The sequence below is a fragment of the Streptococcus atopicus genome (genome assembly GCF_049166725.1).
GTDB classification, from domain to species: Bacteria; Bacillota; Bacilli; order Lactobacillales; family Streptococcaceae; genus Streptococcus; species Streptococcus hominis.
Window position 1 is genome coordinate 146,535 of sequence record NZ_JBMHFC010000003.1, and the last position, 13,914, is coordinate 160,448.

At 38.8% G+C, this 13,914-nt stretch carries 16 protein-coding genes; 5 read left to right on the plus strand and 11 right to left on the minus strand.

Going from position 1 to position 13,914, the window contains the following annotated elements; translation table 11 throughout:
* Positions 1-34: 34 nt before the first annotated feature.
* The 4 genes from ACOMA9_RS03250 to ACOMA9_RS03265 form a co-directional block, all read right to left on the minus strand.
* The gene (locus ACOMA9_RS03250) at positions 35-727 is read right to left on the minus strand and encodes a phosphoglycerate mutase (RefSeq protein ID WP_106083766.1); all 693 of its coding nucleotides are present in this window, start codon (positions 725-727) and stop codon (positions 35-37) included.
* A 140-nt stretch (positions 728-867) separates the two neighbouring features.
* Positions 868-1,329 (minus strand): peroxide-responsive transcriptional repressor PerR, encoded by a 462-nt coding sequence (perR, locus tag ACOMA9_RS03255; RefSeq protein ID WP_003030152.1) that lies wholly within the window; start codon positions 1,327-1,329, stop codon positions 868-870.
* Positions 1,330-1,506: 177 nt separating this feature from the next.
* On the minus strand, positions 1,507-1,782 hold the full coding sequence (locus ACOMA9_RS03260; protein WP_003023726.1) for an HU family DNA-binding protein: 276 nt from the start codon (positions 1,780-1,782) through the stop codon (positions 1,507-1,509).
* Between the two features lie 128 nt (positions 1,783-1,910).
* The gene (locus ACOMA9_RS03265) at positions 1,911-2,744 is read right to left on the minus strand and encodes a DegV family protein (protein ID WP_003030154.1); all 834 of its coding nucleotides are present in this window, start codon (positions 2,742-2,744) and stop codon (positions 1,911-1,913) included.
* Between the two features lie 230 nt (positions 2,745-2,974).
* On the opposite strand from ACOMA9_RS03265, the gene ACOMA9_RS03270 reads away from it, so the two are divergent.
* The 5 genes from ACOMA9_RS03270 (at position 2,975) to ACOMA9_RS03290 (ending at position 7,694) form a co-directional block, all read left to right on the plus strand.
* Entirely contained in the window at positions 2,975-3,928 is a 954-nt protein-coding gene (locus ACOMA9_RS03270) for an ABC transporter permease (RefSeq protein ID WP_330944932.1), read from the plus strand.
* A gap of 72 nt (positions 3,929-4,000) precedes the next feature.
* The gene (locus tag ACOMA9_RS03275; RefSeq protein ID WP_330944936.1) at positions 4,001-4,882 is read left to right on the plus strand and encodes an iron chelate uptake ABC transporter family permease subunit; all 882 of its coding nucleotides are present in this window, start codon (positions 4,001-4,003) and stop codon (positions 4,880-4,882) included.
* 1 nt (position 4,883) lies between these two features.
* On the plus strand, positions 4,884-5,636 hold the full coding sequence (locus tag ACOMA9_RS03280) for an iron ABC transporter ATP-binding protein (RefSeq protein WP_049534559.1): 753 nt from the start codon (positions 4,884-4,886) through the stop codon (positions 5,634-5,636).
* 118 nt (positions 5,637-5,754) lie between these two features.
* Positions 5,755-6,690, plus strand: coding sequence for an IS30 family transposase (locus ACOMA9_RS03285; RefSeq protein WP_421424635.1), 936 nt, complete (start codon positions 5,755-5,757; stop codon positions 6,688-6,690).
* 29 nt (positions 6,691-6,719) lie between these two features.
* Positions 6,720-7,694 carry a siderophore ABC transporter substrate-binding protein gene (locus ACOMA9_RS03290; RefSeq protein ID WP_421424636.1) on the plus strand — a complete coding sequence of 325 codons (975 nt, stop codon included), beginning with the start codon at positions 6,720-6,722 and terminating at the stop codon, positions 7,692-7,694.
* Between the two features lie 62 nt (positions 7,695-7,756).
* Here the strand turns inward: ACOMA9_RS03290 and ACOMA9_RS03295 are convergent, their stop codons facing one another.
* From ACOMA9_RS03295 to xseA, 7 genes are read right to left on the minus strand one after another with little or no spacing between them, the layout of a single operon-like run.
* Positions 7,757-8,488: a metallophosphoesterase gene (locus tag ACOMA9_RS03295; RefSeq protein WP_003041302.1), complete on the minus strand. Its 732-nt coding sequence runs from the start codon at positions 8,486-8,488 to the stop codon at positions 7,757-7,759.
* A 46-nt stretch (positions 8,489-8,534) separates the two neighbouring features.
* Entirely contained in the window at positions 8,535-10,193 is a 1,659-nt protein-coding gene (gene recN / locus ACOMA9_RS03300) for a DNA repair protein RecN (protein ID WP_421424638.1), read from the minus strand.
* Positions 10,194-10,200: 7 nt separating this feature from the next.
* Positions 10,201-10,632 (minus strand): arginine repressor, encoded by a 432-nt coding sequence (locus tag ACOMA9_RS03305; protein WP_270736990.1) that lies wholly within the window; start codon positions 10,630-10,632, stop codon positions 10,201-10,203.
* On the minus strand, positions 10,625-11,440 hold the full coding sequence (locus ACOMA9_RS03310; RefSeq protein WP_270736989.1) for a TlyA family RNA methyltransferase: 816 nt from the start codon (positions 11,438-11,440) through the stop codon (positions 10,625-10,627). The genes ACOMA9_RS03305 and ACOMA9_RS03310 overlap by 8 nt, the downstream gene beginning before the upstream one ends.
* Complete coding sequence (locus ACOMA9_RS03315) at positions 11,406-12,308, minus strand: polyprenyl synthetase family protein (protein WP_270736988.1); 903 nt, start codon at positions 12,306-12,308, stop codon at positions 11,406-11,408. The genes ACOMA9_RS03310 and ACOMA9_RS03315 overlap by 35 nt, the downstream gene beginning before the upstream one ends.
* Positions 12,305-12,517, minus strand: coding sequence for an exodeoxyribonuclease VII small subunit (locus ACOMA9_RS03320; RefSeq protein WP_003030175.1), 213 nt, complete (start codon positions 12,515-12,517; stop codon positions 12,305-12,307). Before ACOMA9_RS03320 ends, ACOMA9_RS03315 begins: the two co-directional genes overlap by 4 nt.
* Complete coding sequence (xseA, locus tag ACOMA9_RS03325; RefSeq protein WP_330945393.1) at positions 12,495-13,835, minus strand: exodeoxyribonuclease VII large subunit; 1,341 nt, start codon at positions 13,833-13,835, stop codon at positions 12,495-12,497. The genes ACOMA9_RS03320 and xseA overlap by 23 nt, the downstream gene beginning before the upstream one ends.
* Positions 13,836-13,914 lie beyond the last annotated feature (79 nt).

The window sequence follows — 13,914 nt, forward strand, 5'->3', positions numbered from 1 at the left end:
CTGCTTGCGCAGAGCTTACAATATTTTATTGGGCTTATTTCCCAAGATAGTATTCGTTTACAAGATTCAATTTATCATCAAATTCAAATACAAGCGGTGGGAAATTAGGAATTTCCACATTCATGATTTCATCATCTGATAATTGTTTGATATGTTTTACAAGGGCACGGATAGAATTACCATGTGCACCTACGAATACATTTTTACCGTCTTTCAAAGCTGGAGCGATTTTATCTTCCCAGAATGGAAGAGCGCGTTCCAAGGTTACTTTCAAGTTTTCTGCATCTGGAATAACAGAGTCATCAAGGTTTGCATAGCGACGGTCAGTATGTGCTGAATATTGATCATCTTTTGCCATAGCTGGTGGCAATACATCATAAGAACGACGCCAAATATGAACTTGTTCGTCACCCCATTTTTCTGCTGCTTCAGCTTTATTTTGACCTGTCAAACCACCATAATGACGTTCATTCAAGCGCCATGATTTTTCAACTGGTACCCAAAGTTGATCTGCCGCTTCAAGAGCAAGATTTGTTGTTTTAATAGCACGTGTCAAAACAGATGTGTATGCTTGGTCAAACTCAATACCAGCTTCTTTAATCAATTTACCAGCATCAATAGCTTGTTGCGTTCCCTTTTCAGACAAATCAACATCAGCCCAACCTGTAAAGAGGTTTGCTTTGTTCCATTCAGACTCACCGTGGCGAGCAAAAACTAATTTTACCATTAGAAATTCTCCTTTGATTTTTGAAAACTGTCTCACAGTCACTACTATATTTTACAAAATTTTTTCAAAAAAATCCAGTATCAATGGGAGAATATTTGATTTTTGATAATTTACTTTATTCAAGCGTATACATCAATTCCTTAACTATTTTTCGAGCACTCAGGACAAATTCCGTACATCAAGACTTGTGTCTTTGTAATTTTATAACCTGTTTGTTCTTCAGCTTCGCGCTTCAAATCAGGTATATCTACATCTTCAAAGTCTGCAATTCGACCACATTTTTCACAGACAACATTCAGATGTTCGTGCCCCATAAAATCAAAATAAGTCGTTTTATCATGGCTAATCTTAATTTCTTCTACAAAGCCCTCTTCCACCAAAACTTTGAGATTATTATAAACTGTTGCTAAACTCATATTAGGAAAGTCAGGAAGTAAATCATGATAAATTGCTTCCGCACTTGGGTGTTCATGTGTCCGGATCATATAGGCAATGACTGCCTTTCTAGTCTCTGTAATACGGACTCCCTTTGTTTTCAATCGTTGAATAACGTTTTCATAATCACCTTGATCCGTGAGTTCTAAATAAGGATGTGACTTCATTTCCTACCTGCTCATGATTTTTTCCTTTATTATATCACGAAAATAGGAAAATGCGTATTTAGAATGATTGCAAATAAATGCAAATGATAAAGTCAGTCTCCTTGTCTGCCCTTTTACAAGAAAAAAACCTATTGCTCAACGCCAAAACGTTGAAACAATAGGTTTTTTAAAATTGCATTATTTAACAGCATCTTTAAGAGCTTTACCTGCTTTAAATGCTGGTACTTTAGAAGCTGCAATTGTGATTTCTGCACCAGTTTGTGGGTTGCGACCTTTACGAGCTGCACGTTCACGAACTTCAAAGTTACCAAAACCAATCAATTGAACTTTTTCACCAGCTGCAAGGTATTCAGTTACTGCTGCAAATACAGCGTCAACTGCTGCTGCTGAATCTTTCTTAGTCAATTCTGTAGCTTCTGCTACTTTTGCAATCAAATCTTGTTTGTTAGCCATTTAACAAATCCTCCAAAAAATTTTATGAGTTAGCAGTTACTAACTCTAACAAGTATTATCATATCTAAAAATTACTATTAGGTCAAGCACAAAACGAACTTTTTTCTATCTTTCCGAAAATATCCAACTTATTCATAGCGAACAAGAACTGCCCAAGCATTTTCCCCAGTATGTGTTTGGATAATAGAACCCGTTTCTAAAACAGGAATCGGAGCTGTCACAAATTGTTGCAACACCTGTTTCATCTCATTTGCCAACTCAGCAGTCCCTGCATACGAGATTCCAATCTCAGCCACTTTTTTATCTTTTAAGCCTTCAGCTAAATCATTGACCCATTTTTTAAAGGTTTTTACACCACGCCCCTTAACAATCGGTTGTAATTCGTGGTTTTTCATTTGCATAACCACTCGAATATTAAGCAGCGAACTGAGAAGACCAGTCACACGACTAATACGACCGCCTTTTACAAGATTTTCAAGCGTTGAAACACCAATATACAATTCTGTTTTTTCGCGCACTTCTTCGATTTTTGCTAAAATAGCATCAAAGTCTGCACCTTCTTTTGCTAGTTTTGCAGCTTCAACCACTTGAAACTTCAATGCTTGATCCGTAAAGGAGCTATCAATCACTGTTACATCCACATTTGCCAAGGTTGCACCTTGACGTGCAGCTTCGACCGTTCCAGATAAAGCATGCGACATATGAATAGATATGATTTTATCGGCAGTTTCTCCGAGTGTTTCAAAGATTTCTGCAAAAACACCAACTGGTGGTTGACTGGTCTTCGGTAGATTTTTACTTGACTGCATCAAATGAAGAAATTCTCCTTCTTTTAAGTCAGCGTCTGAATAAACAACACCGTCTACCATTACAGACAAAGGGACGATTGTAATCTCTAAATCCTCTACAACTTGCGGTTCAATCGTAATAGATGAATCCGTTACAATTTTGATTTTTGTCATGGTTTTCCTACTTTTATAAATTTTATCTATTTAATTTATTATATCAAAAAAATAACTTTTTGTGGAATAATTTTTCTGGATAAAATATGTAAAAGATGTGTAAGAACCTCTTACTTTTCTAAATAGGCATAATTATTAAATTTTCAGAAAATAATTGACAGTCTTTTATTTTTTTGTTAGCCTAGTGATGTATCTTGCTGAAGCAATTGCTTTTAAGAAAGGGTTGATAAATGAAACAGACAAAATTTTTAGGAATTCTTTGTCTTGCTCTGGTTATGATTTCAATTACAGTTGGTTCTAGCCACTTTTCGTGGTGGCAACTGCTATATGGAAATAAGCAGACCGGGCTGCTATTTTGGGAGTCACGCTTGCCAAGGACAATTAGTATTCTCCTAGCAGGCTCTAGTATGAGCATTGCCGGGCTTCTTATGCAGACTGTTACACAAAATCATTTTGCTGCTCCTAGTACAGTTGGAACGGTCGAGGCTGCGAAATTTGGTATGTTGCTCAGTTTATTTTTCTTTCCGTCAGCCACATTAGCGCAAAAAATGCTATTTGCTTTTGTATCTGCTATTTTTTTTACAATTATTTTTATTAGATTTATCAGAAAATTCTCATTTAAAGAAAAATGGTTGTTACCGCTTGTCGGAATTATTTATAGTGGGGTGATTAGCGCAGCTGGAGAAATCATTGCTTATCGTTTTGATCTTGTCCAAAGCATGACTTCATGGACACAAGGCTCTTTTTCCATGATTCAGAAACATCAATATGAATGGTTGTTTTTAAGTTTAATCATCTTGATTGCGGTATGGAAACTATCAGCCACGTTTACCATTATGAATCTAGGGGAAGACGCCAGTCATAATCTAGGCATTTCCTTTTACCAAATGGAGGGAATGACGTTGTTTCTCATTGCATTGACAACAAGTGTGACGATGATTACAGTCGGCTCTCTTCCATTTATCGGAGTCATTGTTCCAAACATCATTCGGAAATTTTATGGTGACCATATCACGCGCATTAAGGGACTGACCGCATTAACTGGTGCCTGTCTCATCTTGGTCTGTGATATTGTAGCGCGTCTAGTCATTCGCCCTTACGAAGTTTCCGTCAGCTTGATTTTAGGAATTTTAGGTAGTTTGGCTTTCGTATATCTTTTATGGCGAGGTGCTGCTCATGAATAAAATGAAGAGTCAAACAAAAATCGCTTACTTTTATTGCTTTTGGTAGCTAGCTTGAGTGGCTTGTTATATCTCATGCCAATGGACTATCCTTTACCAGGTTTTATTATGAAATTGCGCTCGCAAAAGTTACTAGCCTATCTCTTAGTCGCCATAACTGGAGGTCTTGCTACAATCAGCTTTCAAACAATCACAGAGAATCGTTTTTTAACACCAAGCATTCTTGGAATGGAATCTCTCTATGTCTTTATGCAGACGATTTATCTTTTCTTTGCTAGCAAATTCATCGGCAATACCAGTCACCCTTTGCTTGAGTTTATCTTAGTCTTACTCATACAGTGCGGCTTCTTTTTCTGCCTGCAACCTGCATTAAAAAAGCTACTCCAGCAAGGATTTCTATTTATTTTATTGATTTGTATGGCACTAGGGACGCTATTTAGAAGCGCTAGTACATTCTTGCAAGTGCTAATGGATCCTAACGAATATGATAAACTGCAGACAAAACTTTTTCCTTCCTTTCAACGAATGAATATGGATATTCTATCTGTCGCTACAATCATCATTGGACTAGCAGGTTTGTATTTGTTAAAGAAGAACGCTATTTTGGATGTTTTTCATTTGGATAAAAAGACAGCGACGATTTTAGGTGTAGAAGTTGAAAAAGAGCAAAAAAAGATACTATGGGCAATTGTTTTGCTGACTTCAACGACAACTGCTCTCGTTGGACCTATGATGTTCTTCGGCTTTATGATGTCCAATTTAGCCTATCTGTTAATCAAAGAATACCAACACAAATGGTTGTTCTCAGTAGCAATTTTACTCAGTTTTCTTTCTCTGACCACTGGGCAAATGCTGGTAGAGCGCGTCTTTCAGCTCCAAATCAATGTCAGCATGGTCATTGAGCTTGTCGGAGGGCTATTCTTCTTTTATCTTTTAGCTAAGGAGACAAAACGCTAGAATGCAATTAAAAAATGTTGGCAAATCATTTGGAAATCAAGCAATTTTAGAAGATATTCAACTGAATATTTCACCGAGCAAATTCACCGCCTTTATTGGACCAAATGGTGCTGGAAAATCAACGCTACTTTCTATTATGAGCCGTTTGCTCAAGAAAGATCAGGGGTTTCTCAGTATCAAGGGAAAAGAAATTGAAGCGTGGAACTCAAAAGAGCTCGCCAAAGAATTAACCATTTTAAAACAAAAAATCAATTACCAATCTAAATTAACTGTTGAAGAATTGGTTTCTTTCGGTCGCTTTCCTTATAGTCAGGATCGTTTGACAAAAGAAGATTTCAAAAAAGTAGAGCAAGCACTTGAATATCTGGACATTCTTGATTTAAGAGACCGTTTTATTGATACACTCTCCGGAGGTCAATTGCAACGCGTTTTTATCGCTATGGTGCTCACTCAAGACACTGATTTTATCCTTTTGGACGAGCCACTAAACAATCTAGATATTAAGCAAAGTATTTCTATGATGAAAATCTTGCGTTCTCTCGTTGATGACTTAGGAAAAACGATTATCATTGTCATTCATGACATCAATATTGCCAGTCAATATGTTGATGAAATTGTCGCCTTTAAAGACGGAAAAGTCTTTTACCAAGGCACAACCAATCAGGTCATGAGAAAAGAAATTTTAGATCCATTGTATGAAATGGACATTACCCTTGGTGAAATCAATGGTAAAAAAGTTTGTATTTATCTATAATATTAATTTTGGAGGATTTCTAATGATAAATTGTAAAATATAGTGCAACAAAAAAACTCATAGTGTTTCATTGGTGTAAACTGTAAGTAACCACACAAACAGAACCCGAGGAAAAACTATGAGCTACTCCCATCTTACCATAACTGACCGAATAAAGATAGAAACCTACTTGGAATTAGGTTTGAAACCTTGCCAAATTGCAAGTAAACTTGGCGTCCATAAGTCTACCATTTCAAGAGAGTTAAGACGATGCCAAAATGGTTATTCCGCAACCTCAGCACAGGAACAGTACGATCACAGGGCTAAGCAAAAAGGTCGGAAGTCTTGTTTGACACCAAAGTTGAAAAAGGAAATTGAGAACGGTTTAAAATCCTCCTGGTCGCCTGAACAGATTTGTGGCCGCTATCAGCTTGAACAAAAGCCAATGGTAGCTTTTAAAACCATCTATAACTGGCTCTATGCTGGTTTGATTGATTTGGATTTGAGTGTCCTTCGTCGTAAAGGAAAAACTCGACAACCTAAAGAAACACGTGGGACATTTAGGATTGGCACGTCGATTGCCAAACGTCCTAAAGAGGTCAGGAATCGTAAAACTTTTGGTCACTGGGAGCTTGATACTGTGGTGTCTTCCAGAGGCAAAAGCAAGGGCTGTTTAGCTACTTTTCTAGAGCGAAAAACGCGCTTTTACTTAGCTTTCAAGATACCAGATAGAACAGCCAAAGCCATGTTTTCAGCCATCGAAAAACTTTGTAGGCTATTTCCAAAAGAGGCTCTTAAAACCTTCACTTCAGACAGGGGAAAAGAGTTTGCCTGCTATCCTCTGGTAGAGAATTTAGGAATTTCCTTTTTCTTTGCGGATGCCTATTCATCCTGGCAGAGAGGAAGCAATGAAAACGCAAATGGCTTACTAAGAGAATATTTCCCAAAGAAAACAGATTTAGCCGCTATCTCTGATGAGGCTTTGAACAAGGCCTTATATGATATCAATCACCGACCACGAAAATGTTTAGCTTACAGAACGGCTTGTGAAGCTCTAGTGGATGAGTTAGAGTAAATGTTGCACTTATTCTTGCAATTTATCTAATGAAAAAGAATACAAAAACACTACTTCTATCTCTCTTCACAGCTATTGCAGTTGTGCTACTCGCTGCTTGCGGAGCCAATAAACAGGCCAATTCAAAAACGACAAATTCTTCATCTGCTTCTAGTGAAGTCACTGTCAAAACAGCAAATGGAGATGTGAAAGTCCCTACCAACCCTAAAAAAATTGTAACACTAGATTTAGGTTCAGCTGATACCATTCGTGCTTTAGGTAAAGAAAGCAGCATTGTCGGTATGCCAAAGAAAACTCTTCCTACTTACTTAAAAAATTTACCAAGTAGCATTAAAAATGTAGGTAACATGAAAGAACCGGATATGGAAGCTATCGCAGCTTTAAAACCAGACTTGATTATTGCTTCTGGTCGTACAGCTCAATATGTCAAGAAACTCAAGGAGATTGCCCCTACTGTATTATTCCAAACAGACAACAAAGACTACTGGGGTTCTACCAAGAAAAACATCCTTTCTTTAGCAAGTATCTTTGAGGAATACGGAACCAAAAAAGCTAAAAGTGAATTAGCTAAATTAGACAAAGAAATTCAAACTGTTGCTGCTGCCAATGAAAAATCAAATAAAAAGGCTCTGACGATGATGTTAAATGAAGGTGCAATGTCTGCTTTCGGAGCTAAATCACGTTTTTCTTTTCTTTACAGCACTTTGAAGTTCAAACCAACAGATGCTAAAATTAAGGAATCAAGACATGGACAAGAAGTCAGCTTTGAAAGTATCAAACAAATCAATCCAGACATTATCTTTGTTCTGAACCGCACTCTTGCTATCGGTGGGGACAATTCAGCCAATAAAGACTTACTGAATAACTCACTGATCCAAGAAACAAATGCAGCTAAAAATAAAACTATTGTAAACTTGACATCTGACCTTTGGTACCTCAGCGGAGGCGGACTCGAATCAACAAAATTGATGATTGAAGATGTAAAAAATGTAGCTGGGAAATAATATAAAAGAGCTGAAGAAAACCTTAAATGGATTTCCTTCAGCTCTTTTATCGTCCCCAACTTCTAATCATCTTCTACCGCGAAACCATCATTTGTGATGAAATGATGTTCTAAAATTCCCTCATTTCCAAATAAAACTCCGTGGAGAACACCGCCATAGACAGCTCCGCCATCCATACCAATTTTTTGATCCTGCGTTTGCCAAAGGCGACTTGTCCCAGGCATCTCAGAAAAAAGATAAAAAGTCGGAGTATGCCCAAATACAATTATTTTCCCTGTTTGATTGAGACCTTGATGAAAGGGCTCACGTATCCAAACTTTTTGATAATCGCTTGTTTCATGCCAATCTTTTAAAGTTAAGTCAACTCCAGCGTGTACAAAAATATAGTTATCTGTTTCAACAAAGAAAGGCATCTGACGAATAAAAGACACGAGGTCTGGCGCCTCTTCCGACACGCGCTTTGCGTCTTCAACTCCATCAACAGGAGTATCTAAAGGTCGCCCCAAAATGGAATTGATTGTTGTATCTCCACCATTGCGACGATAATGAGCATAGCCACTCTCAGGATTGTCCAACCAAGTTAAAAACATGTATTCGTGATTTCCAGAAATACAAATCGCTCCTTGCTTTTCAACAAGTTCTTTCACACACTCCAAAACAGCGCGGCTATCTTCCCCACGGTCAATCAAATCCCCTAAAAAGATGAGTTGGCTTTTTCCATCCCATTTTTTGAGTAATTCTTTTAGCATTTTTGCTTTTCCATGTACGTCACCAATTACAAAATAATTTGTCATGATTACCTCCTGATAACAACTCATTTAGCACAAGCCAAAAGGTGTTTCATTTTTTCAAGAGCTCTCTAGCCTGCGTGAGGGCTGCTTGGGTCACATTTTCACCCGCCAACATTTTGGCAATTTCTTCGACACGCTCCTCATCTGATAACAAACGAACAGTTGAAACAGTCGAATGTTCATCAGATAATTTCTCAATGAAAAATTGATAATCCGCAATGGCAATCACTTGTGGCAAGTGCGAAATTGCGAGGACTTGTCCGTTTGAGCCAATTTTATGAATCTTTTGAGCAATAGCTTGTGCAACACGTCCCGATACGCCTGTGTCCACTTCATCAAAGACAATGCTAGTCTTGCCTTCCTTACGAGAAAAAGCAGATTTGATTGCCAACATCAAACGAGACAATTCACCTCCTGAAGCAACCTTAACGAGTGGTTTGTAATCTTCACCGGGATTAGTCGAAATATAAAATTCAACGTGTTCATTTCCTTCACGACTAAATTTCCCTTTGGTAAATTGAACTCGAAAATTCGCCTTTTCCATATAGAGGTCTTGCAGTTCTTGCTGAATCTCTGCTTCTAACTGCTGGGCTAATTCGTGCCGAGCCTGACTAAGACTGCTTGCTAGAGAAACCAAGTCTTTTTCCAGCTTTTTCAGCTCTTTGTCCAAATCATCTGATGAAAGATTTTTCCCAGTAAGTAGAGCATATTCTTTAGAAATCTGCTCAAAATAAGCTAGGACATCATCTACTTGACCGCCGTATTTGCGAGTAATACTATAGATTAAATCTAGGCGATTTTCTACTTCTAAGAGACGGCCACCATCAAAATCCAAGTCTTCTAGAATATCCTCCAAACGCTTTGTCACATCTTCCAACACATAGTAAGATTCAGAAAGGTTGGTCGCAATTTCTTTGTAAGTGGCGTCGTAGTCTTCAATAGCTTCCATGTCATTCATGGCAGATCGAACATTTGCTAAACTAGACAATTCTTCATCATCTAGCATGGCATAAGCATTGGTCAAAGTGTCCGCAATCTGCTTATGATTGAGCAACTTATCACGTTCTTGATTTAAAGCTAAATCTTCACCTGCTTTTAAATTAGCTGCTTCAATCTCTGCAATTTGATATTCCAGCATGTCAATCCGCGCTTTATTTTCTTCTTGATTCTTTTGAATCGTCAAGACCTGCTTGCGCAACTGACGATACTGGTCAAAAGTCTGTTGATAATCCGCTTTGAGCTTGAAAAATGCGTCAGCTCCAAACTCGTCCAACATGGCAATATGCAGCTGCGGTCGCATGAGTTCTTCTTGGTCGTGCTGACCGTGAATATCCACCAAATGCTGTCCAACAGCTCGCAAGACAGACAAATTAACCATTTGACCATTAATACGACTGACACTACGTCCATTTTGAAAAATTTCCCGCCGAATAATCAGCTCCTCTGTCATATCAAGTCCTTGCTGCTCAAAAATTTCAACCAAAGCCTTACTCTGCTCAATTGCAAAAAGCCCTTCAATCTCTGCTTTTGATGCACCGTGACGAATCACATCTGTTGTCGCGCGGCTTCCTAGCATCATGTTCATAGCATCAATGATAATAGACTTTCCGGCCCCTGTTTCACCTGTCAAAACAGTCATGCCTTGCTCAAAATTGAGGGAAATCTCTTCAATAATTGCAAAATTTTTAATGGAAATTTCAAGTAACATAGGCTATCTACCAATTCCTGATTTGTTCCAATACCTGATGAGCCATTTCTTCACTACGGAAAATAAGGAGAATCGTGTCATCATCGGCTAAAATACTAAAAATGTCATTAGAGAAATCTTCTACAATTTGTCGCTTCACAAAAGCTGTGCTTCCAGGGACAAGATTGAGATTGATCATACTTCCCAATAGCTCAAACTTTAAGATATTATTGTCTGCTAACTTCAAACTCGTACTAGCTGATTTCGGTAGTTCATAAATATAAGTGTTATTTTTCAGCGGAATTTTGACAATGCCCAATTCTTTAATATCACGCGAAACAGTTGCCTGTGTTGCTGTAATTCCTGATTTCTTCAAATATTCTACAATTGCTTCTTGTGTTCCAACTTCATAGTCCGACACAAAATGTCTAATTTTTTCTAATCTTTCCTTTTTATTCATCTTTAAATTCCTTATGTGCTGTCTCTACGACCGTTGTAATCATTGTTTTCACTAGATTTTCTGGGTGAGAACTTTTTTCTAAATAGGCTAAAAATTCCACATTCCCATGCCCACCTTGAATAGGGGAGAAATCCAGACCTTGGACAGAAAATCCGGCTTCAACCATAAAGTCCGTTACTTTTTCTAAAACTGCTTGATGCACTTTTTTATCTTTCACAATCCCATTTTTGCCAATCTGCTCTCTTCCTGCTTCAAACTGAGGTTTGATGAGAGCCACAACTTTTCCATTTTCAGCCAAAATCTTATACAGAGCTGGCAAAATGAGACCAAGCGAGATAAAACTGACATCAATGGAAGCAAAGCTAGGTGTCTCCTCAAAATCAGTTACTTTGGCATAACGAAAATTAAACTGCTCCATGCTGATGACGCGTTCATCTTGCCGGAGTTTCCAAGCCAGTTGATTGGTGCCGACATCTACTGCGTAGACTTTCCTTGCACCATTTTGCAGCATGACGTCCGTAAACCCACCCGTTGATGCTCCAATGTCCAACGTAATCTGATTTTCAACTGAAATCTCAAAAACCTGCAAAGCCTTTTCTAATTTTAAGCCACCACGGCTAACATATTTGAGCTTTTCGCCTTTGAGCTTCAACTCAATAGTCTCATCAACTTTCTCGCCAGGTTTATCGAAACGCTCACCATTCACAACAGCAACGACTAAGCCCGCCATCACACCGCGCTTGGCCTGTTCTCTTGTTTCAAAAAGCCCTTGCTTATAAGCTAGAACATCTACTCTTTCTTTCGTCATTGAGTTTTAAACTTTCTATTATCTTTCTGATAGCCGCGCCTGAAAAAGCAAGCTCTGCTTCTACTTCTGCCAATAAATGCTCTGTTTCCTCTAGTTGTTCTTCAAAGAATCGCTTTGCTCCATTCAAGCCCAAAATAGCTGGATAGGTGGCTTTCTCTGCTGCCACATCTTTCTGCGGTGTCTTCCCCAACTCTTCAAAGTTCGCTGTGATATCTAAAATATCATCTCGCACCTGAAAAGCTAGTCCCAGCAGCTGACCTATTACTTTCAATTTTTCCTGCTGTGGCTGTGCCACTTCCGCAATCAAACCCGCAGCAATAAAAGGATAGGTCAGGAGTTTGCCAGTCTTATTGGCATGAATGGTCTGCAGCTCTGCTAAACTGATGTCCTTTCCTTCGCCCTGCATATCAAGGACTTGACCCCCGACCATACCAAAAGTTCCAGCCGCTAACGACAATTCTGCGATTAAGTTTACCTTGATTTGACTAGGTAGTGCCGCTTCTGCTATCAAGGCATAAGAATCTAAAAAGAGAGAATCTCCTGCTAAAATAGCCATTGCTTCGCCAAATTTCTTGTGGCTGGTCAAGCGACCACGACGATAATCATCATCGTCCATAGCCGGCAAATCATCATGAATCAAGCTACCTGTATGAATCATTTCAAGCGCTGCTGCCACTTGGAAATGTGCTTCTGTCAGTTCCAGTCCTAGACCTTCTAGCAATTCTAAAAGTAAAAGAGGACGAATTCGCTTACCGCCTGCATTAACAGAATAGAGGATTGCTTCTATCAAATCAGCAGATACTGCTTTTTGAGCATAAAAAGTCTCAATAGCTTGCCCAATTCTAGCTAATTTTTCGTCTTGTTTCATTCCATTTCCGTTTCTGTGCCATCAGCCTGCATAACTTTTACCAGCGTTTTTTCTGCCTGATCTAGTGTTTTTTGCAATTCTTTTGAAAGCTGCATCCCCTTTTGAAACTCAGAAATCGCTTCTTCCAAAGCCACATCTCCGTTTTCTAACTTCTGTACAATAACTTCTAAATCTGCTAAATTTTCTTCAAATTTCTTTTCTTTCGACATCTTTTACCTCAACTTCTATCTGACCATCTCGCATCAAAATGGTTAATTGATCTTTTTTATTGACTTTCTCAACAGATTCTAACACCTGTTCATCTTTTTTGACAATAGCATAACCCCGAGCCACAATTCGGCTAGTATCCAGCATGAGCAAAGCGTCAGACAGACGCTTGACTTCAGCCACTTTATGGTCATAAACAACTGCCATATTGCTACGCAGAAGCCGTTCCAACTGAGCTACACGCTCTTGATAAATCTGAACCTGCTTTAAAGGAGCTAGAGCCTCCAAACGATGTTGTAAAAGCCTTGCTCGCTGCACTTCCTCGTTATAATATTCGCGAATTTTTTGCTTGAGCCGTAAATTTAGTTGATCTAATTTTTGCAGGTAGCTATCATATAGTCGTTCTGGTTGTCGAAAAATGACAGACTGACTCAGCTTAGCCAATCGCTCACGATTGTAAGTAAGACGATTAGACATGGCGGCTGCTAACCGATTTTGTTGCTGCTGCAAGTGTGCTAGGAGATCCAACTTTGTTACAGGTGTTGCTAATTCCGCAGCCGCTGTCGGCGTTGCAGCCCGTCTATCCGCAACAAAATCTGCCAAGGTCGTATCCGTTTCATGCCCTACACTCGAAATAATCGGAATGTGCGATTCAAAAATTGCACGGACAACCACTTCCTCATTAAATGCCCAGAGATCTTCAATTGAGCCACCACCTCGACCGATAATAAGGACATCTAAATCATTTCGCTCATTAGCACGACGAATATTTTCAGCTACTTCAGCAGACGCTCCTTCGCCTTGCACCTTCGTCGGATAAAGAATTATCTCAACTCCCGAAAAACGACGGCTGACAGTCGTTATAATATCGCGAATCACTGCACCACTAGGACTGGTCACTACTCCAATTTTCTTTGGAAATTGCGGTAAAGCTTGCTTAAAGCGCTCCTCAAAAAGCCCTTCCTCGCCTAGCTTTTTCTTGAGCTGCTCAAACTGAATTGCCAAAGCTCCGATACCGTCTGGCTCCGCTTTTTCAATGATAATAGAATAAGATCCACTTGGTTCATAGAGTTGAACACGACCGATGACATTAATCTTCATACCCTCTTCCAAGTCAAAACCTAACTTCTTATAAACACCACCCCAAATTGTTGCCTGAATGACTGCTTTTTCATCTTTGAGAGAGAAATATTGGTGATTAGGTCGCCTACGAAAATTAGAAACTTGCCCCGTCAGATAAACTCGTTCTAAATAAGGATCTTTATCAAACTTTAATTTTAAGTATTTGGTCAAGGTTGACACGGATAAATACTCAGACATTCCTCTCCTTTCATTTCCTGTAATGCTTCTTTATTCATAATTTTTATTATACCAAACAATCTATAAAAAATCATTTCCA

What these genes read in the sequence shown, in the direction of transcription:
- ACOMA9_RS03250 (WP_106083766.1), bottom strand. Translation starts at nt 727, where the DNA reads ATGGTAAAATTAGTTTTTGCTCGCCACGGTGAGTCTGAATGGAACAAA.
- perR (WP_003030152.1), bottom strand. Translation starts at nt 1,329, where the DNA reads ATGAAGTCACATCCTTATTTAGAACTCACGGATCAAGGTGATTATGAA.
- ACOMA9_RS03260 (WP_003023726.1), bottom strand. Translation starts at nt 1,782, where the DNA reads ATGGCTAACAAACAAGATTTGATTGCAAAAGTAGCAGAAGCTACAGAA.
- ACOMA9_RS03265 (WP_003030154.1), bottom strand. Translation starts at nt 2,744, where the DNA reads ATGACAAAAATCAAAATTGTAACGGATTCATCTATTACGATTGAACCG.
- ACOMA9_RS03270 (WP_330944932.1), top strand. Translation starts at nt 2,975, where the DNA reads ATGAAACAGACAAAATTTTTAGGAATTCTTTGTCTTGCTCTGGTTATG.
- ACOMA9_RS03275 (WP_330944936.1), top strand. Translation starts at nt 4,001, where the DNA reads ATGCCAATGGACTATCCTTTACCAGGTTTTATTATGAAATTGCGCTCG.
- ACOMA9_RS03280 (WP_049534559.1), top strand. Translation starts at nt 4,884, where the DNA reads ATGCAATTAAAAAATGTTGGCAAATCATTTGGAAATCAAGCAATTTTA.
- ACOMA9_RS03285 (WP_421424635.1), top strand. Translation starts at nt 5,755, where the DNA reads ATGAGCTACTCCCATCTTACCATAACTGACCGAATAAAGATAGAAACC.
- ACOMA9_RS03290 (WP_421424636.1), top strand. Translation starts at nt 6,720, where the DNA reads ATGAAAAAGAATACAAAAACACTACTTCTATCTCTCTTCACAGCTATT.
- ACOMA9_RS03295 (WP_003041302.1), bottom strand. Translation starts at nt 8,488, where the DNA reads ATGACAAATTATTTTGTAATTGGTGACGTACATGGAAAAGCAAAAATG.
- recN (WP_421424638.1), bottom strand. Translation starts at nt 10,193, where the DNA reads ATGTTACTTGAAATTTCCATTAAAAATTTTGCAATTATTGAAGAGATT.
- ACOMA9_RS03305 (WP_270736990.1), bottom strand. Translation starts at nt 10,632, where the DNA reads ATGAATAAAAAGGAAAGATTAGAAAAAATTAGACATTTTGTGTCGGAC.
- ACOMA9_RS03310 (WP_270736989.1), bottom strand. Translation starts at nt 11,440, where the DNA reads ATGACGAAAGAAAGAGTAGATGTTCTAGCTTATAAGCAAGGGCTTTTT.
- ACOMA9_RS03315 (WP_270736988.1), bottom strand. Translation starts at nt 12,308, where the DNA reads ATGAAACAAGACGAAAAATTAGCTAGAATTGGGCAAGCTATTGAGACT.
- ACOMA9_RS03320 (WP_003030175.1), bottom strand. Translation starts at nt 12,517, where the DNA reads ATGTCGAAAGAAAAGAAATTTGAAGAAAATTTAGCAGATTTAGAAGTT.
- xseA (WP_330945393.1), bottom strand. Translation starts at nt 13,835, where the DNA reads ATGTCTGAGTATTTATCCGTGTCAACCTTGACCAAATACTTAAAATTA.